Genomic DNA, 26,393 nt, shown 5'->3' on the forward strand with positions numbered 1-26,393 from the left:
CCGGTGGACAACGGTCGGCGCCCCCTGTGGACAGGTTCTTCATCCACAGTCTGTGGACGACGTTCTTCCACGAATCCACAACCATCTGACCAGCTCTGATGACCATTCAGCAGCGTCCCCTGTGGACACGATCTGGACAACTTCCCAGTCCCCAGGGTGTGGACGCGGCAAAGACCCCAGATCTGTGGAGAACCCACCCAGGGCGACCATGAATCGAACAGAAGATGACGAAGAGGTCGCGGGGTTTGGGGAGCGTGGGGCGTTCTGGGGCTGCCCTGCGGATGCTCTAGGGCGGTTCTGGGGCCGTTCTGGGGCCGTTCCGGGGCCGTTCTGGGGCTGCACTGGAGGCTGTGCTGAGGCTGCTCTGGGGTGCTTGTGGGCGACGCGTGGGCCCGAAGCGGCCGGGGCCGTGTGACCGCTGTGGTGGAAACGGAGAGGGCGCCCCGGGAGGCGTACTCCCAGAGCGCCCTGACGCGGCGTAAGTCGGCGAGTCGTCGTAAGTCGGCGTAACGCGGCGGCCGTCAGCCGTTCTTGATGCGGTTGGTGAGCTCGGTGACCTGGTTGTAGATGGAGCGGCGCTCCGCCATCAGGGCACGGATCTTGCGGTCCGCATGCATGACGGTGGTGTGGTCGCGGCCGCCGAACTGGGCGCCGATCTTCGGCAGGGAGAGGTCGGTCAGCTCCCGGCACAGGTACATGGCGATCTGGCGGGCCGTCACCAGGACGCGGCTGCGCGACGATCCGCACAGGTCGTCCACCGTGAGGCCGAAGTAGTCGGCGGTCGCCGCCATGATGGCCGTCGCCGTGATCTCCGGAGCCGCGTCCTCGCCGCCCGGGATGAGGTCCTTGAGGACGATCTCGGTGAGGCCGAGGTCCACGGGCTGCCGGTTGAGCGAAGCGAACGCCGTGACGCGGATCAGCGCGCCCTCCAGCTCGCGGATGTTCCGCGAGATGCGGGAAGCGATGAACTCCAGGACCTCCGGCGGCGCGTTGAGCTGCTCCTGCACCGCCTTCTTGCGGAGGATCGCGATCCGGGTCTCCAGCTCGGGCGGCTGGACGTCCGTGATCAGGCCCCACTCGAAGCGGTTGCGCAGCCGGTCCTCCAGGGTGACCAGCTGCTTGGGCGGCCGGTCGCTGGAGAGCACGATCTGCTTGTTCGCGTTGTGCAGCGTGTTGAAGGTGTGGAAGAACTCCTCCTGCGTCGACTCCTTGTCCGCGAGGAACTGGATGTCGTCGACGAGCAGGATGTCCATCTCGCGGTAGCGCTTGCGGAAGCTGTCGCCCTTGCCGTCGCGGATGGAGTTGATGAACTCGTTGGTGAACTCCTCGGAGCTCACGTACCGCACCCGCGTGCCGGGGTACAGGCTGCGGGCGTAGTGCCCGATCGCGTGCAGCAGATGCGTTTTGCCGAGGCCCGACTCCCCGTAGATGAACAAGGGGTTGTACGCCTTCGCGGGCGCCTCGGCGACGGCGACGGCCGCCGCGTGCGCGAAGCGGTTCGACGCGCCGATGACGAAGGTGTCGAAGAGGTACTTCGGGTTCAGCCGGGCCGTGGGCTCGCCGGGGCCGGTCGCGGGCGCGGGCTGCGCGGCCAGCGGGCCGGGGGCGCCGCTGGAGGACGGCAGGGGGCTGCCGCCGCGGCCGACGGGGCCGCCCGGGCCCCCGGGCCCGCCAGGGCCGCCGTGCGGTCCCCCACCGGAGCCCGCACCGCCGGGCGGGTCGGGCAGCTCGTGGCGGCCCCGCCGATCGTGGCGCTCGTGGCGCTCGTGCCGGTCCTGCGCCTGCCGCTCGGAGAGCTGCTGCTCGTACGGCGTGCGCTCCTGCGGCGGCTGCGGGCGGTAGTCGTGCTGCGGCGGCTGGCCGGGGCTCGCGTACGGGTCGCGCTCGGGGAAGCCGAGCCGCTGCTGCTGCCAGCCGTAGTCGTCCTGCGGCTGCTGCGGCCACGCACCCGGACGCTGGTAGTCCGGGTAGGCCGGGCGAGCCGTCGGGAGCTGGTCGGGGCGCGGGGCCCCGGGGTGCTCGTCTCCGGAGCGACGGCCGTACCCGTCATACGTGTCATGCCCCTGACCGGCGGGGGGTGGCAGCTCCTGCTCCTCGTAGCGGGGGGCCGACTCTTCGTAGCGGGACGGCCCCTCCTCGTAGCGAGTGGGCCCCTCCTCGTACCGCGGCTGCTGTTGCTGGACCGGCGGCGCGGGCGGGGTCTGCGGCTCGCCCACGGAGTCGTCGACGGTGATCGCGATGCGGATCGGGCGGCCGCACTCGCGGCTCAGGGTCTCGCTGACCACCGGGGCCAGGCGGCCCTCCAGGACGCCCTTGGCGAACTCGTTCGGCACGGCGAGCAGCGCGGTGTCGGCGACGAGCGCGAGCGGCTGACAGCGCCGGATCCAGTGCTCGTCCTTCGCCTCGACGCCCTGCCCCCGCCCTTCGCCCAGAAGCTGCTCCAGAACCCTTGGCCACACTGCGGCAAGATCGGCAGGTACGTCAGCCACAGGGCACGCTCTCTCACAGGTCCCACGAAGGTGTGGTTCTTGGGACGGGTCGGGACGGAAATCGGGATGGGCAGGGGGAAGGGAACGAATCGGAGTTCAGCCACGGTAGTCAGGGCGACGGGTGCGGTTCAAGTTGTTGTCCACAGCCTGTGCACAGTGTCTCCCCCGGCCGCTGGTTTGACCGGATGGCGTAGCCCCGCGTACCGTAACCAGGTCGAGTTGTCGATGGCTGCTGCCGCCTGCCTCCGATGGGCAAAGATCACGATCAGTGATTGTGAAGCGGTGCACTCGGTGCGTATACGCGAGCTTCAGAGAGCTTCTCGTGGGCGCACGGTGACAGCCAGGCGATACCCCGCCACCACACGAGTCATTTCTGGAGCCCCCGAGTGAGCAAGCGCACCTTCCAGCCGAACAACCGTCGTCGCGCGAAGACCCACGGCTTCCGGCTGCGGATGCGCACCCGTGCCGGCCGCGCCGTCCTGGCGTCCCGCCGCAGCAAGGGTCGCGCCCGTCTGTCCGCCTAAGCGCCTTAGGTCATGACGTCGTGCTGCCTACCGAGCATCGGCTGAGGCGGCGCGAGGACTTCGCGACCGCGGTTCGCCGAGGACGCCGGGCCGGACGCCCGCTTCTCGTCGTCCACCTACGCAGCGGTGCAACGGACCCGCACGTGCCGGGGGAGAGTGTTCCCCCGACACGTGCGGGTTTCGTCGTGAGCAAGGCCGTGGGTGGAGCCGTCGTACGCAACAAGGTCAAGCGCAGACTCCGCCACCTCATGCGCGACCGACTGGCCCTGGTGCCCCCCGGTAGCCTGGTAGTCGTACGTGCCTTGCCCGACGCGGGCGATGCCACCTACGCACATCTGGCCCAAGACCTGGACGCCGCCCTGCGGCGCCTCCTTGGAGGGGGCGCACGATGAAGTACCCGCTGCTGGCGCTGATCAAGCTGTACCAGTGGACGATCAGTCCACTCCTCGGCCCGGTGTGCAAGTACTACCCGTCGTGCTCCCACTACGGCTACCTGGCCATCGACCGCCACGGCGCGATCAAGGGAACGGCACTGACAGCCTGGCGCATCCTGCGCTGCAACCCCTGGTCGCTCGGTGGAGTCGACCACGTTCCGCAGCGCAAGCGCCCGCGCTGGCACGAGATGCTGCGCGCCGCCTGGCGCGAACGCAAGGGCGGGCCCTCCGCCGCTGGCGTGCCGTCCGGGGACGTTCCCCCGGCTCCCCTGAGCCCGGCCGCCGAGACCCCGTCCCATGCTCAAGGAGCCTGATTAGTGGACACGATTGCCAGTCTCTTCAGCTTCATCACGACACCCGTCTCCTGGGTCATCGTCCAGTTCCACAAGCTGTACGGTGCGCTCTTCGGCCCGGACACGGGCTGGGCCTGGGGCCTGTCGATCGTGTCCCTGGTGATCCTGATCCGAATCTGCCTGATCCCGCTCTTCGTGAAGCAGATCAAGGCGACCCGGGCCATGCAGACGCTGCAGCCCGAGATGAAGAAGATCCAGGAACGCTACAAGAGCGACAAGCAGCGTCAGTCCGAAGAGATGATGAAGCTGTACAAGGAGTCGGGCACCAACCCGCTCTCCTCGTGCCTTCCCATCCTGGCGCAGTCGCCGTTCTTCTTCGCGCTGTACCACGTGCTCAACGGCATCGCGTCCAACAAGAAGGTCGGCGTCATCGACCAGCAGCTGCTGGACAGCGCCCGTGACGCCCACATCTTCGGTGCCCCGCTCGCGGTGAAGTTCACCGACAGCGCCGACAAGGTCGCCTCGCTCGGCGCCACGCTGACGGATGTGCGCGTGGTGACCGCGCTCATGATCATCCTGATGTCGGCCTCGCAGTTCTTCACGCAGCGCCAGCTCATGACGAAGAACGTCGACACGACGGTGAAGACGCCGTTCATGCAGCAGCAGAAGATGCTGATGTACGTCTTCCCCATCATGTTCGCCGTCTTCGGCATCAACTTCCCGGTCGGTGTCCTCGTCTACTGGCTGACCACCAACGTGTGGACCATGGGCCAGCAGATGTATGTGATCCGCCAGAACCCGACCCCCGGCTCCAAGGCCCAGGCCGCGTACCTGGAGCGCCTCCAGAAGCACATCACGGAGCACAAGAAGACCCGCAGCCGTGGCCAGACCCGCGCCGTCAAGGCCATCGTCGCCAAGGGCCGCGACCGCAACGAGTACGAGCGCAAGTTCATCAACGGCCTGAACAAGGCGGGCCTCGCCGCCCAGGCGGACGGCACCGTGGTGGTCAGCGACACCGTCGCCACCGTCACCGAGGACGGCACGCCGACGGCCGGTGCCCCCAAGCGGCAGCAGCCCAAGCGCCAGAGCAAGGCCAAGCGCCAGTCCGCGAGCACCACGGGCGGTGCCGCGAAGACCGACGGTGGTGCCAAGCCGTCCCTGACCAAGTCCGACGGGCCCGCGGACAAGCCGGAGGACGCCGCGCCCAAGGCCAAGTCGGGCGGCGCCACGGGCGGTCAGCAGCCCGGCCAGGGCACCCGCAGCAAAGCCAAGTCCGGACAGCGCAAGGGTCAGCAGCGGCCCAAGCACCCGTCCAAGAAGTAAGGAGTCCATCCCGTGACGGAAGGCACCACCACCTCCGCCGCACCTGAGGCCGGAGACGCCCTCACCCGCCTTGAGCAGGAGGGTGAGATCGCGGCGGACTACCTTGAGGGTCTGCTGGACATCGCCGACCTCGACGGCGACATCGACATGGACGTCGAGGCCGACCGTGCCGCGGTCTCGATCATCAGCGACACTGGCAGCCGCGACCTCCAGAAGCTGGTGGGCCGCGACGGCGAGGTCCTGGAGGCGCTCCAGGAGCTGACCCGGCTCGCCGTGCACCGCGAGACGGGCGACCGCAGCCGCCTGATGCTGGACATCGGCGGCTACCGCGCCAAGAAGCGCGAGGAGCTGTCCGAGCTGGGCGCCAAGGCCGCCGCCGATGTGAAGAGCTCCGGCGAGCCGGTCAAGCTCAAGCCGATGACGCCCTTCGAGCGCAAGGTCGTGCACGACGCGGTCAAGGCCGCGGGACTGCGCAGCGAGTCGGAGGGCGAGGAGCCGCAGCGCTTCGTCGTCGTGCTCCCTGCCTGAGCCCACCCCCTTTCCGGCCCCGTCTGTTCGCAGACGGGGCCGGTCTTTGTCAGCCTGATAGTCACTGACCCAGTGCGGTACGGAAGGACGGTCCCCGTGACGGAGGAAGCGGAGCTCCCCGGCGCCGGAACAGGCACGGACGGTTTTCGGCGAGCGGTTTCCGGACGCGGTCCGGTACGCGGAGCTGCTCGCCGAGGCCGGAGTGCGGCGGGGCCTGATCGGTCCCCGTGAGGTTCCCCGGCTGTGGGAGCGGCACCTGCTGAACTGTGCCGTGCTGTCCGAGGTGGTGCCCGAGGGCGTCACCGTGTGTGACGTCGGCTCTGGCGCAGGCCTGCCCGGCATCCCCCTCGCTCTCGTCCGTGACGACCTGAAGATCACGCTCCTTGAGCCGCTGCTGCGGCGCACCAACTTCCTGACCGAGGTCGTGGAACTGCTCGGCCTCGACCATGTGACGGTCGTGCGCGGCCGCGCCGAGGAGGTCCTGGGCAAGCTGCCGCCCGTGCACGTGGTGACCGCCCGGGCCGTCGCGCCGCTCGACCGCCTCGCGGGCTGGGGCGTCCCGCTGCTGCGTCCCTATGGCCAGATGCTGGCGCTCAAGGGCGACACCGCCGAGGAAGAGGTCAAGGCGGCCGGTGCCGCCCTCAGCAAGCTCGGTGCGGAGGCCGTCTCCGTGGTCCAGGTCGGTGAGGGCGTGGTCGATCCGCTGTCCACTGTCGTGCGGGTCGAGGTGGGCGAGAGCCCGGGCGGTGTGCGCTTCGCGGCCAAGCGGGCCAAGGCCGCCCGTACGGGCCGGGCCCGCCGCCGACGCTGATACGAACTGCTCCGAGTCACTGATCCGTCCTGACGACGAGCCGTACTCCTCAGAAGCTGCCAAACGTACGCAGACCGGGGTGTCGCACCAGCGGCACCCCGGTTGCCGTGCATCGTGTTTCACGTGAAACGTCGCTCACTGCTGCATGGCATCATCAGTCGCGGCCGCGCTGCGGGACCTCGCGAGCGTCGGCCACTCGGTTCCCTCGATAAGGGAACGGAGTTGTCCACAGAACGGCATTCGTCCACAGAAGACCGGGCCTCGCTGGTTCACGACCCCGAAAGCATGGGAGGCTCTGTTCATTGCGAGCCTGAAGTCGAGGAGAGTGAATCCTTGCGGTCCGACGCCAACATCGCGGGACCGATGACCGATCCGGTCCCCGGTCCCCGTACCGAGTCGGCGGGGGAGGATGTTTCACGTGAAACACCGAGCCCGATGGACGACACCCCCATCGGTCGTGCTGCCCAACTAGCGGTGGAAGCTCTTGGCCGCGCAGGTGAGGGCCTGCCACGTCCCGAGCAGACCCGAGTCATGGTGGTCGCCAACCAGAAGGGCGGAGTGGGCAAGACGACGACCACCGTCAACCTTGCCGCCTCGCTGGCCCTGCACGGCGCCCGCGTCCTGGTGATCGACCTCGATCCACAGGGCAATGCCTCCACGGCCCTTGGTATTGACCACCACGCTGAAGTCCCCTCCATCTACGACGTGTTGGTGGAGAGCAAGCCTCTCGCCGAGGTCGTCCAGCCCGTCCCCGACGTCGAGGGTCTCTTCTGCGCCCCGGCCACGATCGATCTCGCCGGTGCGGAGATCGAGCTGGTCTCGCTGGTCGCGCGGGAGAGCCGACTCCAGCGCGCGATTCAGGCGTACGAGCAGCCCTTGGACTACATCCTCATCGACTGCCCGCCATCCCTTGGCCTGTTGACAGTCAACGCGCTGGTCGCGGGCGCGGAAGTGATGATCCCCATCCAGTGCGAGTACTACGCGCTGGAGGGCCTCGGCCAGCTCCTGCGCAACGTCGACCTGGTGCGTGGCCACCTCAACCCCCGCCTGCGGGTATCGACGATCCTGCTCACCATGTACGACGGCCGGACCCGGCTCGCCTCCCAGGTGGCGGAAGAGGTGCGCAACCACTTCGGCGACGAGGTGCTGCGCACCAGCATCCCGCGCTCGGTGCGGATCTCGGAGGCGCCGAGCTATGGGCAGACGGTGCTCACCTACGATCCAGGATCGAGCGGTGCCCTGTCGTACTTCGAAGCGGCACGCGAGATCGCGCTGCGGGGTGTGGGTGTGCGTTACGACGTCCAGCACGCCCACGCGAGCGTTCAGAACGACCAGCAGAACTTGACGGAGGGGATTCAGTGAGCGAGCGACGGAGAGGGCTGGGCCGTGGCCTCGGCGCTCTGATCCCTGCGGCTCCCACGGAGAAGACGGCGGCCCCGGCCGCGGGAGCTTCCACCTCACCCACCGCGGTGCCGGTGCTCACCGCCGAGCGAGGCGTGGCCGCCGCGAAGGTGACTTCCCTGCCGCAGAACCCCGTTTCACGGGAAACATCGGAGCCGACGTCGGCCGCCCCGGCCGAAGAGCAGCTGGTGAGCCCCGCCGGGGCGCACTTCGCCGAGGTGCCCCTCGATTCCATCACCCCCAACCCCCGCCAGCCGCGTGAGGTGTTCGACGAGGACGCGCTCGCGGAGCTGGTGACCTCCATCAAGGAGGTCGGGCTGCTCCAGCCGGTCGTCGTACGACAGGTCGGGCCCGCGCGCTATGAGCTCATCATGGGCGAGCGCCGCTGGCGTGCCTGCCGTCAGGCGGGCCTGGAGCGCATCCCGGCGATCGTGCGGGCCACGGAGGACGACAAGCTCCTCCTGGACGCCCTCCTGGAGAACCTGCACCGCGCTCAGCTCAACCCGCTGGAAGAGGCCGCGGCCTACGACCAGCTGCTCAAGGACTTCAAGTGCACGCATGACCAGTTGGCGGACCGTATCGGCCGTTCGCGGCCGCAGGTCTCCAACACGCTGCGCCTCCTGAAGCTGTCGGCGAAGGTGCAGAGCCGGGTCGCCGCCGGGGTCCTGTCCGCCGGGCACGCGCGGGCGCTGCTGTCGGTGGAGGACCCGGAGGAGCAGGATCGCCTCGCGTACCGGATCGTGGCCGAGGGGCTCTCGGTGCGGTCCGTGGAGGAGATCGTCACCCTCATGGGGTCGCGCCCGCAGGCCAAGCCGAAGGCCAAGGGGCCGCGCGCGGGAGCGCGGGTGGCGCCGGAGCTGTCCCAGCTCGCTACGCGGCTCTCGGACCGCTTCGAGACGCGGGTACGGGTCGACCTGGGCCAGAAGAAGGGCAAGATCGTCATCGACTTCGCCTCGCCGGTGGACCTGGAGCGCATCCTCGCCACCCTGGCACCGGAGGAGGCCCCGGTCTTCAAGAAGAAGCTGGCGGAGGCGTCGGCCGACGACGGCTCGGAGGACCAGGAGGACTGACCCCCAGGGGCATTCCACGAGAGCAGGCCGTGTCCGGTGTATGCCGGAACACGGCCTGCTCTTTCCTTTCTTACGGTATCGGGGCAATCACATCGCGGGCTACGATGCGATCGGGTATGGCGCATCCACCTGAAGGGCACCTCTTGGGGGAGGCGAGGGCCATGCGAACGGTGAGCCGCACCGGACTGATGACCGCGGGGCTTGGCCTGGGCGCGGTCGGTGGGTTCGTCGGCAGCCTGCTCAGGGACCGGAGCGCACTGACGGCCGCCCGTGGCGCCGCGGGCGAAGGAAGTGAGGAACCGCCTTCATGGGGCGACGGCTCGTACCGCTCACGCTGGACAACCTTCCGGACCTTCCCAAGCGTTGCCGCGCGTGTGTCTTCTGGGAGCTGGACCCAGTCAGCGGCGAAGCCGCGCTGAAGGCTGGAACTCCGGACCTGGAGAAGGAAGCGTGGATCTCCGCCGTCCTGCTGGAATGGGGGTCCTGCGGCCGGGTCGTCTACGTCGATGACGTGCCGGTGGGCTTTGTGCTCTACGCGCCCCCGGCCTATGTCCCGCGGTCCACGGCCTTCCCCACGAGTCCCGTCTCGCCGGACGCCGTGCAGCTGATGACCGCCTGGATCATGCCGGGCTATCAGGGCCAGGGCCTGGGCCGGGTCATCGTGCAGACGGTCGCCAAGGACCTGCTCCGCCGGGGCTTCAAGGCCATCGAGGCATTCGGTGACGCGCGCTGGGAGAAGCCCGCCTGTGTGCTGCCCGCGGACCATTTGCTCGCGGTGGGCTTCAAGACGGTGCGGCCGCATCCGGCGTACCCGCGGCTCCGGCTTGAGCTGCGGACGACGCTGTCGTGGAAGGAGGACGTGGAGATGGCCCTCGATCGGCTCCTGGGCGCGGTACAGAAGGAACCGGCGCTTCGGCCGCTCTAGCGCTCCCATGCACACACGGATGGGCCAGCCCCACAGGGCTGGCCCATCCGTGTTTCACGTGAAACATCGCGCGCCGCGTCCGCGGCGGCGGTGGGTCACTCCGCGATGAAGTCCGCCAGGTCCTTCTCGATCGCGGCCTTCGGCTTGGCGCCGACGATCGTCTTGGCGACCTCGCCGTTCTGGTAGACGTTCAGGGTCGGGATCGACATGACGCCGTACTTCGCGGCCGTACCCGGGTTCTCGTCGATGTTGAGCTTGACGACCTCGATCTTGTCGCCGTGCTCGGCCGCGATCGCCTCCAGCGACGGGGCGATCTGGCGGCACGGGCCGCACCAGGCGGCCCAGAAGTCCACCAGGACGGGCTTGCTGCTCTTCAGGACGTCTTCCTCGAAGGAGGCGTCGGTCACGTTCTTCAGGTTGGCCACAACGGGCTCCTCACTTGATGGTGCGGGTGGGGCGAAGGGGTCAGACTGCGGTGGCGGCAGCGGTCTCGCTGTCCGCCAGGGCGGCGAGGAAGCGCTCGGCGTCGAGAGCGGCGGAGCAGCCCGTGCCCGCGGCCGTGATCGCCTGGCGGTAGGTGTGGTCGACGACGTCGCCGGCGGCGAAGACACCGGTCAGGTTCGTCCGGGTCGACGGCGCCTCGACCTTCAGGTAGCCCTCGCCGTCCAGCTCCAGCTGGCCCTTGAAGAGCTCCGTGCGCGGGTCATGGCCGATCGCGATGAACAGGCCGGTCACCGGCAGCTCCGAGGTCTCCCCCGTCTTGACGTTGCGCAGGGTGAGGCCAGCGAGCTTCTGGTCCCCGTTGATCTGGGCGACCTCGCTGTCCCAAATGAACTTGATCTTCGGGTCGGCGAAGGCGCGCTCCTGCATCGCCTTGGAGGCGCGGAGGCTGTCACGGCGGTGGACGATCGTCACGGACTTGGCGAAGCGGGAGAGGAAGGTGGCCTCCTCCATCGCCGTGTCACCGCCGCCGATCACGGCGATGTCCTGATCCTTGAAGAAGAACCCGTCGCAGGTCGCGCACCAGGAGACGCCACGGCCGGAGAGGGCGTCCTCGTTCGGGAGGCCCAGCTTGCGGTGCTGGGAGCCCGTGGTGACGATGACGGCCTTCGCGCGGTGCACGGTGCCCGCGGTGTCCGTCACGGTCTTGATCTCTCCGGTGAGGTCGACGGCCACGACGTCGTCCGGGACCAGCTCGGCGCCGAAGCGCTCGGCCTGGGCGCGCATGTTGTCCATGAGGTCGGGGCCCATGATGCCGTCGCGGAAGCCCGGGAAGTTCTCCACCTCAGTGGTGTTCATCAGCGCGCCACCGGCGGTGACGGCGCCCTCGAACACCAGGGGCTTCAGGGACGCGCGCGCGGTGTAGAGCGCCGCCGTGTACCCGGCGGGCCCGGAGCCGATGATGATCACGTTACGGACGTCGGTCACGGCTTGATTCCTCGTCTCTGGACTGCTGGCTACTGCTGGCGGGGGCCTGTCTCAGGGTTCTCACCCCACCCAACGGATCCTACGGGGCGCGCATTCCCAACGTGTCCGAGCACACGGAAGCAGCGGTACGCGTACGCCTACGGGCTGGGTGCGGGGAAGGCCGCCGGTCACAGGGCGGTCGGTTAGCCCCGAGGGTAGGACTGGGTCAGCAGGACCTTGGCCACGGTGCCGGGTGCCGAGGACGCCTTCACGCAGGCGGCGTCGACGATATAGGCGGAGACCTTCGAGCCGTCGGTCTCGTGGGTGGCGACGACGAGATAGGCGTCCTTGCCTTCGTAGGTGCCCTGGTCGACGGCGAGGGGTGCACGGCCGTCGAGGTCGAGGCCCTGCTCGATGCAGACGGGCAGCGTCGGATACCCCTCGCCCCCGCTGTCCGGACCCTTCTCGGACGGGCCCCGTCGCGGGGACCCCGGGTCGGTCTGGGTGCCGAAGCTGGTGGTGGGCTTGCCCGCGCCCTGCTTCGACGGGCCTTGGTCGAGCAGCTTGGCGACCTGGCCCTTGAGCTTGCCCTCGGTGAAGGTGTGGGGGCCGTCCGTCCGGCTGGAGGCCGTCTCCTTCGAGCCCTTGGAGTCGCTCTCCCACGGCTGGAGCACAAGGAGGGAGCCGAGACCCAGCGCCGCCACGGTGAACACGGTGCCGAGGACGGCCGTGCGGCGCCTCGCCCGTTCGCGGCGCCCCCGGCCAGGGCCGGTGGCTCCGCGTGCGTGCCCGGCGGGACGGTCGGCGGTGGCTCGGGAGGAGGGCCCACTGGCCGCGGCACCGCTGGAGGTGTCGGACGGGGAAGCGCCCGCCGTGGTGGCCCCGATGGTCGTGGACTCGTCGGTGTCGGACCCGCTCGGCACGGACTCTGAGGCCGTCACGCTGGCGGTTGCGGATCCCGCGCTAGGCGCGGAGCCCGCAGCGGCCGGTTCGCTCGGCGCTGCGGTCGATGTTTCACGTGAAACATCGGCGTCGGGCGCCGTGGCATCCAGCAGTGCCTCGGCCGCCAGGGCCGCGTCGATGCGCTCCGCGACGTCGGCGGGCATGCGTGGCGCACCCGGCAGCGTGCCGAGCAGGCCGCGGATCTCCTCCAGGGAGTCGTAGACGTCGGTACAGAGCGCGCAGTCGTCCAGGTGCTCGCGTACGTCGCGGGTGCGGGACGGGGAGAGCAGCCCTTCGGTGAGGTCGGAGAGTTCGTCGACGTCCGGGTGCCCAGCTGAGTCAGTCGTCGTGGTCACGCTCGCCCACCTCCGCCCTTCATTGCCGCTGAGTCGCCGGGTCCCGCGTCCTGAGATCCCGTATCCGGGGGATCCGCTGCCGGTGGGACGGTTGTCCCCTGCGTCCGGTTCCGTCCCCGGCCGGACTTTCTGCTGCCACGCTGGTCGTCGGGCGGGGTGCCCTGGTCGGCCTGGCGCGGCGGTGATGCCGGGGGCTGATCAGGCAGGGGCGCCTCAGACTGGCCCGCTGAGAGTGCCGGGGAGCCCTGCGGTGGTGACGGGGTCCGCAGATGCGCGAGGAGGGGCAGGAGCCTGGCTCGGCCCCGGGCGCAGCGGCTCTTCACCGTGCCGGTGGGAATGTCGAGCACCCGGGCGGCCTCGGCCACGGGATAGCCCTGCATGTCCACCAGGACGAGCACGGCACGCTGGTCGGGCGGAAGGGTGTGGAGGGCTTGGAGGAGTTCGCGGTGCAGATCGCCGCGCTCGACGGGGGCCGCCGCCGACTCGTGCGGTTCGAGGAGCTGTTCCAGGCGCTCGGTGTCCTCGACGGGCGAAGTCTTGCGGGAGGCCGTCTTGCGCGCCCGGTCCAGGCAGGCGTTCACGGTGATGCGGTGCAGCCAGGTCGTCACGGCGGACTGGCCGCGGAAGGTGTGCGCGGCGCGGTAGGCGGAGACCAGTGCGTCCTGGACGGCGTCGGCGGCCTCCTCGCGGTCTCCGAGGGTGCGCAGGGCGACCGCCCAGAGCCGGTCGCGATGGCGGCGGACGAGTTCGCCGAAGGCGTCCTTGTCGCCGCCGACATGGCGGGCGAGGAGGTCCTGGTCGCTCAGGTCACCGAGCTCGACAGCGTCCACCCTGGATCCCCTCCCCTCAACCGTGTCGTCGCGTGCCGGTCAGCCCGAGAACTTCACGTCCGTGATGGCCTGCTTCCACCCGGCCCGGTAGTACCCGTCCTGTCCGGAGTTCGGTACGTGGGTCACCCACAGCAGGACGTACCGCGTCTTCGCGGGCTTCTTCGCCTTGATCTTCAGGGAGGTGCCCGAGGTCGAGCCCTCGGCGAACTTCTCCGTGGAGGAGACCGAGCCCGCCGACGCCATGGAGTCCGCCGCGCGCAGCTCGACCGTGGTATTCGGGCCCGAGTAGTGCAGCTTTATCGACGCCGCCGAGACGTCCTTGGCCGAGCCGAGGTCGTACATGATGCCGACGCCGGGCTTGTACGGAGCGAGTCGCGGACCCTCGTTGTAGGTCTTCGTCCGCCACAGCGAGGACGGGTCCTTGTCGAAGGTGTTGTCCACGCTCTCCGGGTCCTGGGCGCTGCCCTCGGCGACGAACTCCTGAGCGCCCTGGATGGCGATCGGCCTCAGGGGCTTGGGCCGGTTCTTCTCGTCGCCGTCCGTGGTCTTCGTCGTGCTCGAGTCACCGGAGTTGCCCCGGTCCATGAGGGCGTCCGCGAGCTGCCAGCTTCCCAGGCCCAGCGCGGCGATCAGCAGCGCCGAGACCGCCCACTTCAGGGCCCGGCCGGTGCGGCTCTGGAGCGGGGGCGGCGGGGCGGGCACGGGCTGCGTGACGCCCGGGGGCTGCGCTGTGCGGCCGTACGAACCCTGCTGGTAGGTCGTGCGCTGGTACTCCGGCGGCGCCGTGAAGGCGGGCTCCGGGGGGCGGATGCGCGGCATCTCGGCGATGGCCTTGGCCAGGTCGTCCGGTGTCGTGCAGGCGGGCTCCTGGCGGGAAGCCGTGGCGCCGTCGTTGGCGAGCGCGCGCATGGCGAGCTCGGACAGTCCGCGGTGCACTCCGGCGCGGACCTGGTCCGGCGGGATCAGGCCGACGTCCTTGGGCAGCCCGGACAGGCCGTGGGCGTCGTTCTCGTACGGCCAGCGCTGGGTCAGCGACGCGTACAGCAGGGCGCCGATGGCTTCGGTGTCGGTGCGCTGCGGGGTCTCGGAGCTGATCCCGCGCAGCGCGGCGTTCACGGCGAGGCCGCGGATGCGGTACTGGCCCGACGAGGTGCGCAGGACGGCGCTGGGGTTGAGGCGCAGGTGAGCGAGGCCCTCGCGGTGGGCGGCGGCCATGGCCTGGGTGACCTGGCTGACGAGCTGATAGGCGTCGTGCGCCTCCAGCGGGCCGGAGGCGAGCAGCGTGGTGAGCTCCGTGGCGTCGGGGAGCCACTCGTGGACGACGTAGACGAGGTCGTTCTCCTCGACCGCGTCCAGGACCTGGACGAAGCGGGGGTCACCGAGCAGGGCCGCGGAACGGGCGGCGGCCAGCACGGAACGGCCACGGGCGTGGTCGGAGGGCAGCACGTGCACGCCCACGGCGCGGCGGAGCTTCTCGTCGACCGCGCGCCAGCTACTGAATCCGTCCAGACGGGTGACGCACTCTTCGAGGCGATAGCGTCTGGCGAGTTTGTGGCCGCTGTGCAGTTCTGGGGGTGTGGTCGCCCCGGGCGGGCTCGTCGTCCCGTTCGCCTCCGCCGTGCTGTCGTCCGCCGTGTCCCGCTCCCGGCTCTGGGCCACCCCGTCGGCCGTGGACTGCTCCGCCTGCGCGGTCAGCGGCTTGTCACCGCTGTTGTCTGCCACGTCGACGGCAGCCGTGCTCCGTTCCGCCACCGTCGTTCCTGCCTCCCCATCCGTTGCGCTTCGTCAGACGCCAAAGCCAATTGTGCCCACAGTCCGCCGCTATGCACGACACACGGTGGCCGACGATGGTTGTGCGGACCCGGGCGGGTCAGCGCCCCAAGCGGCCGCGCACCGTGCCGACCAGTGAGTTGAGCTCCTGGATGCGCATGCGGCGCGCGGCCAGGAAGAAGACTCCGAACAGCACTCCACAGCCGACGACCAGCGCCGCCAGCGAGCCGAAGACGCCCTGTCCGAGCGCCTTGGTGATCGCGTACCCGGCCCCCGCGCCCAGAATCGCCCCCGGCACCGAGGCGAGCGTGAGCCGTGCGTACGTACGCACCACGTTCGCACCGTCCAGGTCTCCCCCAGCCGCTTGCGCAGCCGCTGCCAGGCGACGCCCACACCGATCGCGTAGGCGAGGCCGTAGGAGAGGGCCATGCCCGCCACGGCCCAGCGGGCGGGCAGCACCAGGTAGCAGAGCCCGGAGGCCGCCGCGTTGAAGGCGGCCACGATGACCGTGTTGTAGAAGGGGGTGCGGGTGTCTTCGTAGGCGTAGAAGGCGCGGAGCACGACGTACTGCACGGAGTACGGAATCAGGCCGAGGCCGAAGGCCATCAGCATGTAGCCCATGCGCGTCGCGCCGTTGACGCCGGAGGAGCCGAACATCAGGGTGCACATCGGGATGCCGAGCGCGAGGAAGCTGAAGGCGATCGGCACGATCGCCACGGCCGAGGTGCGCAGTCCCTGGGAGATGTCGTCGCGGACCGCGCCCGTGTCGCCCTCGTGGGCGGAGCGTGCCAGGCGGGGCAGCAGGGCCGCCATCAGCGAGACGGTGATGATGGCCTGCGGGAGCCCCCAGATGAGCTGGGCGTTGGAGTAGGCGGAGAAGCCGGTGCCGTCCATGCCGGAGTGCTTGACCGCCGCGGTGCCGAGCTGGGACACGACGATCGCGCCTGCCTGGTTGGCGAGGACGAAGAGCATCGTCCACTTGGCCAGCATCGCCGCCTTGCCGAGGCCCTGGCCCTTCCAGTCGAAGCGCAGCCGCGGCTTGAAGCCCGTCTCCCGCAGGTAGGGGAACATCGCGAGCGACTGGACGACCATGCCGAGCAGGACGCCGACGCCGAGGAGGCGCACGCCGTCGTCGGGGATCGACGTGACGCGCATGCCCGACTTCTCCGAGGTGCCGTACACCCACAGGAACATGCCGAGCGTGGCGATGATGACGATGTTGTTGAGGACCGGCGTCCACATCATCGCGCCGAACTTCCCGCGCGCGTTGAGGATCTGCCCCATGACGACGTGGATGCCCATGAAGAAGATCGAGGGCAGGAAGTAGCGGACAAAGGTGATCGCCACCTCGTTGGCTGCCGGGTCGCTGGCGACCGGAGTCGACAGCAGGTGCACCAGGACGGGCGCGGCGAACCAGCCGACGACGGTGAGGATGCCGAGCGCCACCATGACGAGCGTGAGCAGCCGGTTGGCGTACGCCTGGCCGCCGTCCTCGTCGTCCTTCATGGCGCGGACGAGCTGCGGCACGAAGACCGAGTTGAGGCCGCCGCCCACGGTGAGGATGTAGATCATCGTTGGGAGCTGGTAGGCGACCTGGAAGGTGTCGCCGAGCAGGCCGATGCCGAGCGCCGAGACGATCATGGCGGAGCGGACGAAGCCGGTGAGCCGGGACACCATCGTGCCCGCGGCCATCACCGCGCTGGACTTCAGCAGGCTGGACGCGCGGCCACCGGACTTCGCGGGCGCCGCCGGGGCGGGCGCGGGCTCCTGCGAGGGCGCCGGAACGGCCGCGGGCTCCGCGGGCGGGCGCGAGATCTGGTACTGCTGCGGGTCCTGGTACTGGCCGTCCTGCTGGTTCGGATCCTGGTAGTAGCCGCCCGCCTGCTGGTTCGCGTACGGGGCGTTCTGGTGGTTCACGTACGGGGTGCCGCTCTGGGGGTGGTACTGGGGATCGTGCTGCGGATACGCGTACGGGGCGCCGCCCTGCGGGTCCGCGTACGGCGCGCCGCCGTGCTGGTCGTAGGGGGCGCCGCCCTGCTGGTCGGCGTACTGCTGCTGGTAGGGGTAAGCGCCGCCCTGGTCCTGGTAGCCCGCGCCCTGCTGGCCGTGGTACCCGGCGGCCCGCGGGTCCTGGTACCCGGCGTTCGGGTCCTGGTAGCCCGCGCCGGGGTGCCCGTGCTGGCCCTGGTGACCGCCCTGCGGCTGGCCCTGGGCGGGGTAGCCACCGGCCTGGTACGCCTCGCCGCGAGGGTCGCGCGGGTAGCCGTCTCCCAGGTGGGGGTCGCCGAGGTGGGGGTCCTGCTGGTGCGCCCCGGCCCGCGGGTCGGGGTAGCCGCTGCCCTGCTGGTCCCGGAAGAGGTGCGCGAACGCGTCCGGCTGATGGCGCTCCTCACCGGCCTGCGTCACCAGGTCGTCCACGCCGACGTACTGCGTCGTGCGGGGGTCATCGCCGTACGGCAGGTGCCGCGTCGGGCCGTCCGGCTCCGGCGGCGGGGTCTGGGCCCACACGCGGGGGTCCGGGGCGTGCGGCGACGACGGCGGCTGGCCGTAGAGCTGCTGGGGGTCCTGGTACGTGCCGGGGGGCGGCGGGGGGTGCGCGGCGCGGTCGTAGAGCGCCTCGGCCACCGGGTCCTGGGCCGAGAGGTCCTGGGCCCGGTAGGGGTCCTGCGCGTAGGCGTCCTGGAGGTAGGCGTCCGGGGCGTGCTGGGGCGGCACCTGGCCGTCCTCGGGGCCGGGGGGCCGGCCTCCGGCCGCACCGGAGCCGCCCGCGCCCTGGCCGCGCTCACCGTCGTACGGCGCGTTCATGGTCTACCCCACCTCATGGTCCCGGGCCCGCCGGCCACGACATCGCTCAACGGTCCACTCTCTCACCCGTGTGCGACGGCTCGGCGCTTTCCGCAGCGGTGTCCGGTGTCGGGTCACTCGGCTGCTCGGGTTCCGCGGTGTCGGGGCCCGCTCCGGGGGTGGGGTCGGACGCCGTGTCGGGGTCCTCGCCGGAGCCGCCGCCGGGACCGTCCTCGGGGCTGTCCTCGGGGCCGTCCTGCGGACCGCTGTCCGGGCCCGCCTCGGCCTGGAGCCGCGCCGCCCGCTTCCGCTGGGTGTACATGCGGAACCCGGCCAGGACGAGGAGGAGGACACCGCCGCCGATGACCAGCATCACCGTGACGGTGAACTCGGTGACGTTGACGTCGAAGTAGACCGGCGGGCCGTACGGCTCGTTGTCCTCGGTGAAGAGCTGGGCGTAGACCCGGACCGGGCCATTGGCGTTGGCCGTGGTGGTGAACTTCACGGACTGGGTGTGGCCCCCGCCCGTGATCTTGACCGGCTGCTCCTCGTAGAGCCCGTCGCCGATCTTCAGACGCGTGGGGTTGGTGGACGTCAGCCGCAGCGTGAGGTGGTCGACGCCCTGGACGAGGTTGTTCTGGACTGTCACCGGGATCGTCGCGCTGCGCCCCGAGAGCTTGGCGTCGGACTTCTTGATCAACCGCACCTGCTGGGCGAGGTCGGTCAGATATCCCTCCACGCCGCCGCGGTAGCCCAGCGCCTGATCAGGGCGGCCGCGCCAGGACGTGGACATCTCCCGGTCCATGGCCCGCGCGAACGGGGTGATCACGCGGTCCGGCTGGGAGAGGATCTTGGTGAAGCGCTCCAGCTTGTCCTGCGTGCTGCGGATCTCCTCGAAGGCCGAGCGCGGCAGCTCCCGCTTGCGCAGGGACGCGGGGTAGGCGGCGGCCGACGGGACCTGGGTGGTGGCGGACGGGTCGGGCTTGGCCTTCGCCGCGGCCGCCAGGTCCTCGGGCTGCGACCAGCGCTTGTCGTCGAGCGCGGTCAGCGCCTTGGCCATCGTCTGGGCCTGGCTGGCGGTGGGCATGCGCTGCGGGGCGACGACGATGGTGCGCTGCTTCGACGGTTCCTGAAGCGTGATCATGAGGCTCTGGGCGAGGAACCGCTGCACGGCGAGCGTGGAGTTCTCGGCGTCCGTCATGTCGCCCTGGAAACCGGTGGAGAGGCGGGCGTCGGCGACCACGGCCGTCGTGCCGCCGCCGATGGGCCGCGCCGCGTTCGGCGTGTACGACAGACCGGCGGTCTCCCGGAGGCTGTCGCTGCGGGCGATCACCTTGTGGGCGCCCGCGGACGTGGCGACGTCGACGATCGACGGGTCGATGGCGCCGTCCGCGGGCCAGGCGAAGTCCGAGCTCGGCTTCAGCATGAGGATGTCGCCGACCGCCTTGGAGCCGACCTCGGTGGCCTCCTTGAGGTGGCCGAGCGAGCCGGAGACCGCCTTGCCCGTGTGCGCGAGGGAGGCGAGGTCGGGGTCGGCGAACGGCAGCGCGACGACCTTCTTGTCCTTGACGGCGGTCTGCAGCTGGTTCAGCCACTGCTTCGCGACCGCCTGGTTCTTGCCGGGCACCGTGGTGTCGTCCGGGCCCTCGACGTCGTACTCCGTCGTCATCGCCTGGACCGACACCAGCAGGTCCGGGTCGATGACCCAGGTGACGTCGAGCTGGCCGCCGAGCGTCACGAGCTGCTCCAGGCGCCCGCCCGGCCGGAGCTCCTTGGCGAGGTCCTCGTTCTCGAAGACGGGCGTCTGCTCCTCGTCGGAGCGGGTCCGCGCGGTGAGGTGCGTGGAGGAGATCAGCGGCCACAGGTACGCGGTCTTGGTCTTCGTCTCGGCGGCGCCGTCCTGCCACGGCAGGAACGTCCGCTCGAAGCCGAGGACCTGCGGGTAGGGCCGGGCGGCGGTCTGGCCCGTCAGCGTGACGCCGAGCCGGTAGACGCCGTCCATGCCGAGGTCCAGGGCGCTGACGGGTACCGAGATGCGGAAGTCGCGCGGGACGCCCGGGGCGAGCTTGCTGATCTTCTCGACGTACTTGCCGCCGATCTCCGCGCCGTCGACGCCCGGCTGGAACGTGCTGCTCTTCGCGGCGGTGTCGATCTCCGTGCGGCCGCCGAGGACGGAGCCGAGGTGCAGCCCCACGTGGGCGCCGGTGATGGGCTGCCTGCCCTCGTTGGTGACCGTGCCGGAGACGGTGACGGTGTCACCCTCGCGGGGCGCGCTGGGCGTGAGCGAGTCCAGGGAGACGTCGACGGTCCCGGAACGGGTGGCGGCGGCCTTCAGGCCCTCAGCGGCCCCTCCAGGGCCGCTCACGGCCGTCTTCGCGGTCGGGGCGCCGGTCTTCAGCTCGGGGGTGGCGGCGTACGCGGGCGCCGTCGCGGCCACGTGGGGGAGCCCGGCCAGCAGCGTCGCTCCGGCCAGCAGTCCCGCTGTCCGCCGGAGCCACCGGCGGGCAGGTGAGGGGCTGGTCCCCGGGAAGTCTGCCGCCTCGGCCACGCGTCGCCCGTCCCTCGTCGTCGTCAGCTTGTGGTGGTTCTCGGTTGCTGCGTCCAGGCATGGTAACGAGGCGCGCCGGGGCTAAGTGCCGCGGACTGCTCCACAAGATCGCGAGAATCGGCCACCGCGGCCACGACGGCCGTGGTGAGCACCGTGGACGGCCGCGGGGAGGGCGGGCGAAATCCCGGCGGCCGGGGTCCGCCGGGGCACGTACCCTTTTCTGTTGTGCCGAACGCCAACGAAGACAATCCCCGTGCCCTGAGCCAGGTGCAGCGCCGCGCCGTGAGTGAACTGCTGCGCGTGTCCCCTGTCGCGGACGACCTCGCCCGCCGATTCCAGGAGGCCGGGTTCTCCCTCGCCCTGGTCGGCGGCTCGGTCCGGGACGCGCTCCTCGGCAGGCTCGGCAACGACCTGGACTTCACGACGGACGCCCGCCCCGAGGACGTACTGAAGATCGTCCGGCCCTGGGCGGACGCGGTGTGGGAGGTCGGGATCGCCTTCGGCACGGTGGGCTGCCAGAAGGACGCCCGCGTGGACGGCGTCGACCAGCGCTTCCAGATCGAGGTGACGACATATCGATCGGAGGCGTACGACAGGACCTCGCGCAAGCCCGAGGTGTCCTACGGCGAGTCCATCGAGGACGACCTCGTGCGCCGTGACTTCACCGTGAACGCGATGGCCGTGGCACTCCCGGAGAAGGAGTTCATCGACCCGCACGGCGGCCTGGAGGACCTGGCGGAGCGAGTCCTGCGCACGCCCGGCACCCCCGAGGAGTCCTTCTCGGACGATCCGCTGCGGATGATGCGGGCCGCGCGCTTCGCCGCCCAGCTGGACTTCGAGGTGGCCCCGGACGTCGTCGCCGCCATGAAGGCGATGGCCGAGCGCATCGAGATCGTCTCCGCCGAGCGCGTCCGGGACGAGCTGAACAAGCTGATCCTCGCCGCGCACCCCCGCAAGGGCCTCGCCCTGCTCGTCGACACGGGCCTGGCCGAGCGCGTCCTGCCGGAGCTGCCCGCGCTGCGCCTGGAGCGCGACGAGCACCACCGCCACAAGGACGTCTACGACCACACCTTGATCGTCCTTGAGCAGGCCATGGCCCTGGAGACGGATGGCCCCGACCTGACCCTGCGGCTCGCCGCCCTGCTGCACGACATCGGCAAGCCGAGGACGCGCCGCTTCGAGAAGGACGGCCGGGTCTCCTTCCACCACCACGAGGTGGTCGGCGCCAAGATGACCAAGAAGAGGATGACGGCGCTCAAGTACTCCAACGAGCTGGTCAAGGACGTCTCGCGCTTGGTGGAGCTGCATCTGCGCTTCCACGGGTACGGCACGGGAGAGTGGACTGACTCGGCGGTGCGCCGCTATGTCCGCGACGCGGGCCCGCTCCTCGACCGGCTCCACAAACTGACCCGCTCCGACTGCACGACCCGCAACAAGCGCAAGGCCAACGCCCTCTCCCGGGCCTATGACGGCCTTGAGGAGCGCATCGCGCGGCTGAAGGAGCAGGAGGAGCTGGACGCGATCCGCCCCGACCTGGACGGCAACGAGATCATGGAGATCCTCGGCGTCGGCCCCGGCCCGGTGATCGGCAAGGCCTACAAGTTCCTGCTGGAGCTGCGCTTGGAGAACGGCCCGATGGAACGGGACGCGGCGGTCGCGGCACTGCGGGAGTGGTGGGCCGCGCAGGAGGCGTAGCCGCCGATGAGGCGAGGGCCGATGAATCGAGGTCCGGGGACGCGGCGGCCTGGACGCTGACGCAGGAGACGGGCGGGTGGTGGTGTTTCACGTGAAACACCACCACCCGCCCGATATGCCGAGGGGCGATGTTTCACGTGAAACATCGCCCCTCGCGGCTGCGCGCCCGCTGACTCCGTCAACAGCGCCCGCTGACCCCTTCAACGGCGCCAGCGACTCCGTCGACGGCGTCAGCTACTTCTTCAGCGGCTCCAGGCAGAGCGTGAAGTCCTCACCGCTGCCTGACTGGTTGTACTGGGCGTACTTGCGGCGGTCGCACGTGGCGTTGTCGCCGCTCTTCCGCTCCGCGACCTTGTACTTGGCCTTGGAGTCACCGCAGTCCACGATCTTCAGGTCAGGGTCGGAGGAACTGTTCGGGTTGCCGATGCTCATGCAGTCGCCGACCTCGGCCGCCGCGGCCTCGTCCTTGCCCGCCAGGACGGCGGCGCCCGCGATGGCGGCGACGGCTACCACGGCCACGCCGAGGAATATGAACTTCTTCTTGCTCCTGCGCGGTGCCACGGTGTCCGGGCCGCCCTGGTACATGGGCATGCCCGGCTGCGGTGCGCCCGGATGCGTCGGGTACGGGGCCTGGCCGGTGGGGGGAGTCTGGCCGTACGGGGCGCCCTGGGGCTGGCCATACGGTGCACCACCCTGCGGCGGGCCGACGGGCGGCTGGCCTTGGGCGAACGGGTTCTGGCCCTGGGGCGGCGGAGTGGACACGGGTATCCCCCTAGAGGAAGGCGTGAGGAAGGCTCAGGCATGGGATGCGAGAGGCGCGATGGCGCGAAACAACCCCCGTAAGTTATCCATCTCCTGCGCGCGGACTGAAGCTCAGCAAGCCTCTGTGGCACTGATGTGACACTTACTGACCGTCAAACCGGGTCATAGTCACCGCAATCGCCGAGTAGAGCACCGCGACCGAGGCAACCAACACGGTCGATTTTCCATCAGGGGGCAGCATCAGGGCCGCGACTCCCGCCGCACCGACAAAGGCGACATTGAACAGCACGTCGTACAGGGAGAAGATTCGGCCGCGGTAGCCGTCGTCCACCGTCGCCTGCACGACCGTGTCGGTGGCGATCTTCGCGCCCTGGGTGGTGAGCCCGAGGACGAACGCGGCGACCAGTATCGGAGCGGGCGCGAAGGGCAGCCCGAGGGCGGGCACCAGGACGGCGGCGGCCCCCGCACAGCCGGTCATCCAGCCCCGCGGACCCCACCGCCCCACCGCCCACGGCGTCACCACGGCCGCCGCGAAGAACCCGGCCCCGGAGAAGCCCACGGCGAGGCCCAGCAGCGCGAGCCCGTCCGACTCGCTCGACGACCAGGCGTACCGGCACAGCATCAGCACCATGACCGTCAGGGCCCCGAAGCAGAACCGCATCAGGGTCATCGACACGAGGGCCCCCGCGGCCGGGCGTCGCGCGGCGAGATGGCGTACGCCCATCAGAAGACCGCGCGCGGTACCGGCGAGCGCCGTCCCCAGGCGGGGCTGCACCAACTCCTGATCGGGCCCGAGCAGCTCACGCGTCATGGTCAGGGACGCGAACGCCGAGCACAGGTAGAGCGCGGCGCCGAGCAGCACCACGGCGGCATCGGAGTCCGCCACCACGATGCGCACGACGAAGGCGAGGCCGCCGCCCGCCGTGGCGGCGAGCGTGCCCGCGGTCGGCGACAGGGAGTTGGCCAGGACGAGCCGGTCGGCGTCGACGACGCGCGGCAGCGCCGCGGAGAGACCGGCGAGGACGAACCGGTTGACGGCCGTGACGCACAGCGCGGAGGCGTAGAACAGCCCGTCCGGTACGTCGCTGAACATGAGCACGGCCGTCAGGGAGGCGAGCGCTGCCCGCAGCACGTTGCCGTACAACAGCACCTGGCGCCGCCGCCAGCGGTCGAGCAGGACGCCCGCGAAGGGCCCGACGACGGAGTACGGAAGGAGCAGCACCGCCATAGCGGAGGCGATCGCGCCGGGCGAGGTCTGCTTCTCCGGAGAGAAGACGACGTACGTGGCGAGCGCGACCTGGTAGACGCCGTCCGCGCCCTGGGAGAGCAGCCGCACGGCCAGCAGGCGCCGGAAGTCCCGCAGCCGCAGCAGAACGCGCAGGTCACCGACGACAGCCATGGGGCACAGCCTCACATACGAGAAGGGTCCCCGGGCGCAGGCGGCCCGGGGACCCTCGGCAGACGGACGGGGTGGCGGCCCCGCCCCAGCGGCCGGGCGCCCCTCGGCCCCGACCGCTCGGCGTTCCGTGAACGCCCGGTGTGCTTAGCGCTCGACCTCGCCCTTGATGAACTTCTCGACGTTGTCGTAGGCCTCGTCGTCGAAGTACTGGACCGGCGGGGACTTCATGAAGTACGAGGACGCCGACAGGATCGGGCCGCCGACGCCGCGGTCCTTGGCGATCTTCGCGGCGCGCAGGGCGTCGATGATGACACCCGCGGAGTTCGGGGAGTCCCAGACCTCCAGCTTGTACTCCAGGTTCAGCGGGACCTCACCGAAGGCACGGCCCTCGAGGCGGACGTACGCCCACTTGCGGTCGTCGAGCCACGCCACGTAGTCGGACGGGCCGATGTGGACGTTCTTCTCGCCCAGCTCGCGGTCGGGGATCTGCGAGGTGACGGCCTGCGTCTTGGAGATCTTCTTGGACTCCAGGCGGTCGCGCTCCAGCATGTTCTTGAAGTCCATGTTGCCGCCGACGTTGAGCTGCATGGTGCGCTCCAGGCGGACACCGCGGTCCTCGAACAGCTTCGCCATGACGCGGTGCGTGATGGTGGCGCCGACCTGCGACTTGATGTCGTCACCGACGATCGGGACGCCCGCCTCGGTGAACTTGTCCGCCCACTCCTTGGTCCCGGCGATGAAGACCGGGAGGGCGTTGACGAAGGCGACCTTGGCGTCGATGGCGCACTGGGCGTAGAACTTCGCCGCGTCCTCGGAGCCGACGGGCAGGTAGCAGACGAGGACGTCGACCTGCTTGTCCTTGAGGACCTGGACGACGTCGACCGGGGCCTCGGAGGACTCCTCGATGGTCTCGCGGTAGTACTTGCCCAGGCCGTCGAGGGTGTGGCCGCGCTGGACCTGCACACCAGTGGTCGGCACGTCGCAGATCTTGATGGTGTTGTTCTCGCTGGCGCCGATGGCGTCCGCGAGGTCGAGGCCGACCTTCTTCGCGTCGACGTCGAAGGCGGCGACGAACTCGACGTCACCGACGTGGTAGTCGCCGAACTGGACGTGCATCAGGCCCGGGACCTTGGTGTCCGGGTCGGCGTCCTTGTAGAACTCGACGCCCTGGACCAGCGAGGCGGCGCAGTTGCCCACGCCGACGATGGCTACGCGAACCGAACCCATTCCGGTTGCTCCCTGTGTGATCTCGGTATTCCGGATGAAACCCCGCGGAGCGCGGGGCCTCACTTGGCGGTGTCGTCGGACGCATCCGGCGGCGGGTTGCTTCCCCGCCGCCGGGGCAGGACGCCCGACTCCCCAGATGTGCTGTTCTGCTGAGCGGAGCCCTCGGGGCCGGACCGGTGCTGGTCGCGTCCCGCGCGCTCGCTCTCGATGAGCTCGTTCAGCCAGCGCACTTCGCGCTCCACGGACTCCATTCCGTGCCGCTGCAGCTCAAGCGTGTAATCGTCGAGGCGCTCCCGGGTGCGGGCCAGGGAGGCGCGCATCTTCTCGAGGCGCTCCTCAAGGCGGCTGCGGCGCCCTTCGAGCACACGCATCCGCACGTCCCGCGAGGTCTGCCCGAAGAAGGCGAAGCGCGCGGCGAAGTGCTCGTCCTCGTACGCGTCCGGGCCGGTCTGCGAGAGCAGCTCCTCGAAGTGCTCCTTACCTTCCGCTGTCAGGCGGTAGACGATCTTGGCGCGGCGCCCTGACAGGGGCGCGGCCAGAGCGTCCGCGGCGGCTGTGCCCGACTCCTCGATCAACCAGCCGTTCGCCACCAGTGTCTTCAGACACGGGTAGAGCGACCCGTAGCTGAAGGCGCGGAACACACCCAGTGAGGTGTTGAGCCGTTTGCGCAGCTCGTAGCCGTGCATCGGGGACTCGCGGAGCAGGCCGAGCACGGCGAACTCAAGGATGCCGGAGCGCCTGCTCATCGCCGCCTCCCGTCTGTCCCGGTCCGTCGGTCCCGACCCATTGTGTCGAGCTGATGTATCGGCTCGATACATCACGACGATAGAACGACGTGCTTGCTGCGACAAGAGGGGGAACGGTGAACGGCGTCA

The 26,393-nt window shown here is 70.1% G+C and carries 20 protein-coding genes and 2 pseudogenes; 10 read left to right on the forward strand and 12 right to left on the reverse strand.

The window, feature by feature from the left end:
• Positions 1-521: 521 nt before the first annotated feature.
• Positions 522-2,489 (reverse strand): chromosomal replication initiator protein DnaA, encoded by a 1,968-nt coding sequence (gene dnaA / locus ACOBQU_RS19260; protein ID WP_423628584.1) that lies wholly within the window; start codon positions 2,487-2,489, stop codon positions 522-524.
• Positions 2,490-2,875: 386 nt separating this feature from the next.
• Here dnaA and rpmH point away from each other — a divergent pair, with 386 nt between their 5' ends.
• The 9 genes and pseudogenes from rpmH to ACOBQU_RS19305 all read left to right on the forward strand — a co-directional run bounded on the left by rpmH (position 2,876) and on the right by ACOBQU_RS19305 (position 9,798).
• Positions 2,876-3,013: a 50S ribosomal protein L34 gene (gene rpmH / locus ACOBQU_RS19265; protein WP_016644655.1), complete on the forward strand. Its 138-nt coding sequence runs from the start codon at positions 2,876-2,878 to the stop codon at positions 3,011-3,013.
• Between the two features lie 20 nt (positions 3,014-3,033).
• Positions 3,034-3,405 carry a ribonuclease P protein component gene (gene rnpA, locus ACOBQU_RS19270; RefSeq protein WP_423628585.1) on the forward strand — a complete coding sequence of 124 codons (372 nt, stop codon included), beginning with the start codon at positions 3,034-3,036 and terminating at the stop codon, positions 3,403-3,405.
• The gene (yidD, locus tag ACOBQU_RS19275) at positions 3,402-3,761 is read left to right on the forward strand and encodes a membrane protein insertion efficiency factor YidD (RefSeq protein WP_423628586.1); all 360 of its coding nucleotides are present in this window, start codon (positions 3,402-3,404) and stop codon (positions 3,759-3,761) included. The genes rnpA and yidD overlap by 4 nt, the downstream gene beginning before the upstream one ends.
• 3 nt (positions 3,762-3,764) lie before the next feature.
• Positions 3,765-5,063, forward strand: coding sequence for a membrane protein insertase YidC (gene yidC / locus ACOBQU_RS19280; RefSeq protein ID WP_423628587.1), 1,299 nt, complete (start codon positions 3,765-3,767; stop codon positions 5,061-5,063).
• A 12-nt stretch (positions 5,064-5,075) separates the two neighbouring features.
• Positions 5,076-5,591, forward strand: coding sequence for a protein jag (locus ACOBQU_RS19285; RefSeq protein WP_423628588.1), 516 nt, complete (start codon positions 5,076-5,078; stop codon positions 5,589-5,591).
• A 96-nt stretch (positions 5,592-5,687) separates the two neighbouring features.
• A pseudogene (gene rsmG, locus ACOBQU_RS19290) lies at positions 5,688-6,402 on the forward strand (16S rRNA (guanine(527)-N(7))-methyltransferase RsmG).
• 285 nt (positions 6,403-6,687) lie between these two features.
• The gene (locus ACOBQU_RS19295) at positions 6,688-7,764 is read left to right on the forward strand and encodes a ParA family protein (protein WP_423634589.1); all 1,077 of its coding nucleotides are present in this window, start codon (positions 6,688-6,690) and stop codon (positions 7,762-7,764) included.
• Positions 7,761-8,873 (forward strand): ParB/RepB/Spo0J family partition protein, encoded by a 1,113-nt coding sequence (locus ACOBQU_RS19300; protein WP_423628589.1) that lies wholly within the window; start codon positions 7,761-7,763, stop codon positions 8,871-8,873. The genes ACOBQU_RS19295 and ACOBQU_RS19300 overlap by 4 nt, the downstream gene beginning before the upstream one ends.
• 307 nt (positions 8,874-9,180) lie before the next feature.
• Complete coding sequence (locus ACOBQU_RS19305) at positions 9,181-9,798, forward strand: GNAT family N-acetyltransferase (protein ID WP_423628590.1); 618 nt, start codon at positions 9,181-9,183, stop codon at positions 9,796-9,798.
• 95 nt (positions 9,799-9,893) lie between these two features.
• Here ACOBQU_RS19305 and trxA read toward each other — a convergent pair whose 3' ends face one another.
• From trxA to ACOBQU_RS19340, 7 genes and pseudogenes are all read right to left on the reverse strand, one after another.
• Positions 9,894-10,223, reverse strand: a complete 330-nt coding sequence (gene trxA, locus ACOBQU_RS19310) for a thioredoxin (RefSeq protein WP_423628591.1) — start codon at positions 10,221-10,223, stop codon at positions 9,894-9,896.
• Positions 10,224-10,263: 40 nt separating this feature from the next.
• Positions 10,264-11,226 (reverse strand): thioredoxin-disulfide reductase, encoded by a 963-nt coding sequence (gene trxB, locus ACOBQU_RS19315; protein WP_423628592.1) that lies wholly within the window; start codon positions 11,224-11,226, stop codon positions 10,264-10,266.
• A gap of 182 nt (positions 11,227-11,408) precedes the next feature.
• Positions 11,409-12,503 (reverse strand): anti-sigma factor family protein, encoded by a 1,095-nt coding sequence (locus ACOBQU_RS19320; protein ID WP_423628593.1) that lies wholly within the window; start codon positions 12,501-12,503, stop codon positions 11,409-11,411.
• On the reverse strand, positions 12,500-13,333 hold the full coding sequence (gene sigM / locus ACOBQU_RS19325; RefSeq protein WP_423628594.1) for an RNA polymerase sigma factor SigM: 834 nt from the start codon (positions 13,331-13,333) through the stop codon (positions 12,500-12,502). Before sigM ends, ACOBQU_RS19320 begins: the two co-directional genes overlap by 4 nt.
• A gap of 39 nt (positions 13,334-13,372) precedes the next feature.
• Complete coding sequence (locus tag ACOBQU_RS19330) at positions 13,373-15,085, reverse strand: protein kinase family protein (protein WP_423628595.1); 1,713 nt, start codon at positions 15,083-15,085, stop codon at positions 13,373-13,375.
• Positions 15,086-15,203: 118 nt separating this feature from the next.
• Positions 15,204-17,908, reverse strand: a pseudogene (murJ, locus tag ACOBQU_RS19335) (murein biosynthesis integral membrane protein MurJ).
• 46 nt (positions 17,909-17,954) lie between these two features.
• On the reverse strand, positions 17,955-20,435 hold the full coding sequence (locus ACOBQU_RS19340) for a DUF6049 family protein (RefSeq protein WP_423628596.1): 2,481 nt from the start codon (positions 20,433-20,435) through the stop codon (positions 17,955-17,957).
• A gap of 225 nt (positions 20,436-20,660) precedes the next feature.
• Here ACOBQU_RS19340 and ACOBQU_RS19345 point away from each other — a divergent pair, with 225 nt between their 5' ends.
• Complete coding sequence (locus tag ACOBQU_RS19345) at positions 20,661-22,130, forward strand: CCA tRNA nucleotidyltransferase (protein WP_423628597.1); 1,470 nt, start codon at positions 20,661-20,663, stop codon at positions 22,128-22,130.
• Between the two features lie 234 nt (positions 22,131-22,364).
• On the opposite strand, the gene ACOBQU_RS19350 is transcribed toward ACOBQU_RS19345, so the two are convergent.
• From ACOBQU_RS19350 to ACOBQU_RS19365, 4 genes are all read right to left on the reverse strand, one after another.
• Positions 22,365-22,721 (reverse strand): LppU/SCO3897 family protein, encoded by a 357-nt coding sequence (locus ACOBQU_RS19350; protein WP_423628598.1) that lies wholly within the window; start codon positions 22,719-22,721, stop codon positions 22,365-22,367.
• A 313-nt stretch (positions 22,722-23,034) separates the two neighbouring features.
• On the reverse strand, positions 23,035-24,291 hold the full coding sequence (locus tag ACOBQU_RS19355; RefSeq protein ID WP_423628599.1) for an MFS transporter: 1,257 nt from the start codon (positions 24,289-24,291) through the stop codon (positions 23,035-23,037).
• A 144-nt stretch (positions 24,292-24,435) separates the two neighbouring features.
• Positions 24,436-25,518 carry an inositol-3-phosphate synthase gene (locus ACOBQU_RS19360; RefSeq protein WP_423628600.1) on the reverse strand — a complete coding sequence of 361 codons (1,083 nt, stop codon included), beginning with the start codon at positions 25,516-25,518 and terminating at the stop codon, positions 24,436-24,438.
• Positions 25,519-25,577: 59 nt separating this feature from the next.
• Complete coding sequence (locus tag ACOBQU_RS19365; protein ID WP_423628601.1) at positions 25,578-26,264, reverse strand: helix-turn-helix transcriptional regulator; 687 nt, start codon at positions 26,262-26,264, stop codon at positions 25,578-25,580.
• Positions 26,265-26,393 lie beyond the last annotated feature (129 nt).

It is taken from the genome of Streptomyces sp. G45, from assembly GCF_049542095.1.
In the GTDB taxonomy this organism is placed as follows: domain Bacteria; phylum Actinomycetota; class Actinomycetes; order Streptomycetales; family Streptomycetaceae; genus Streptomyces.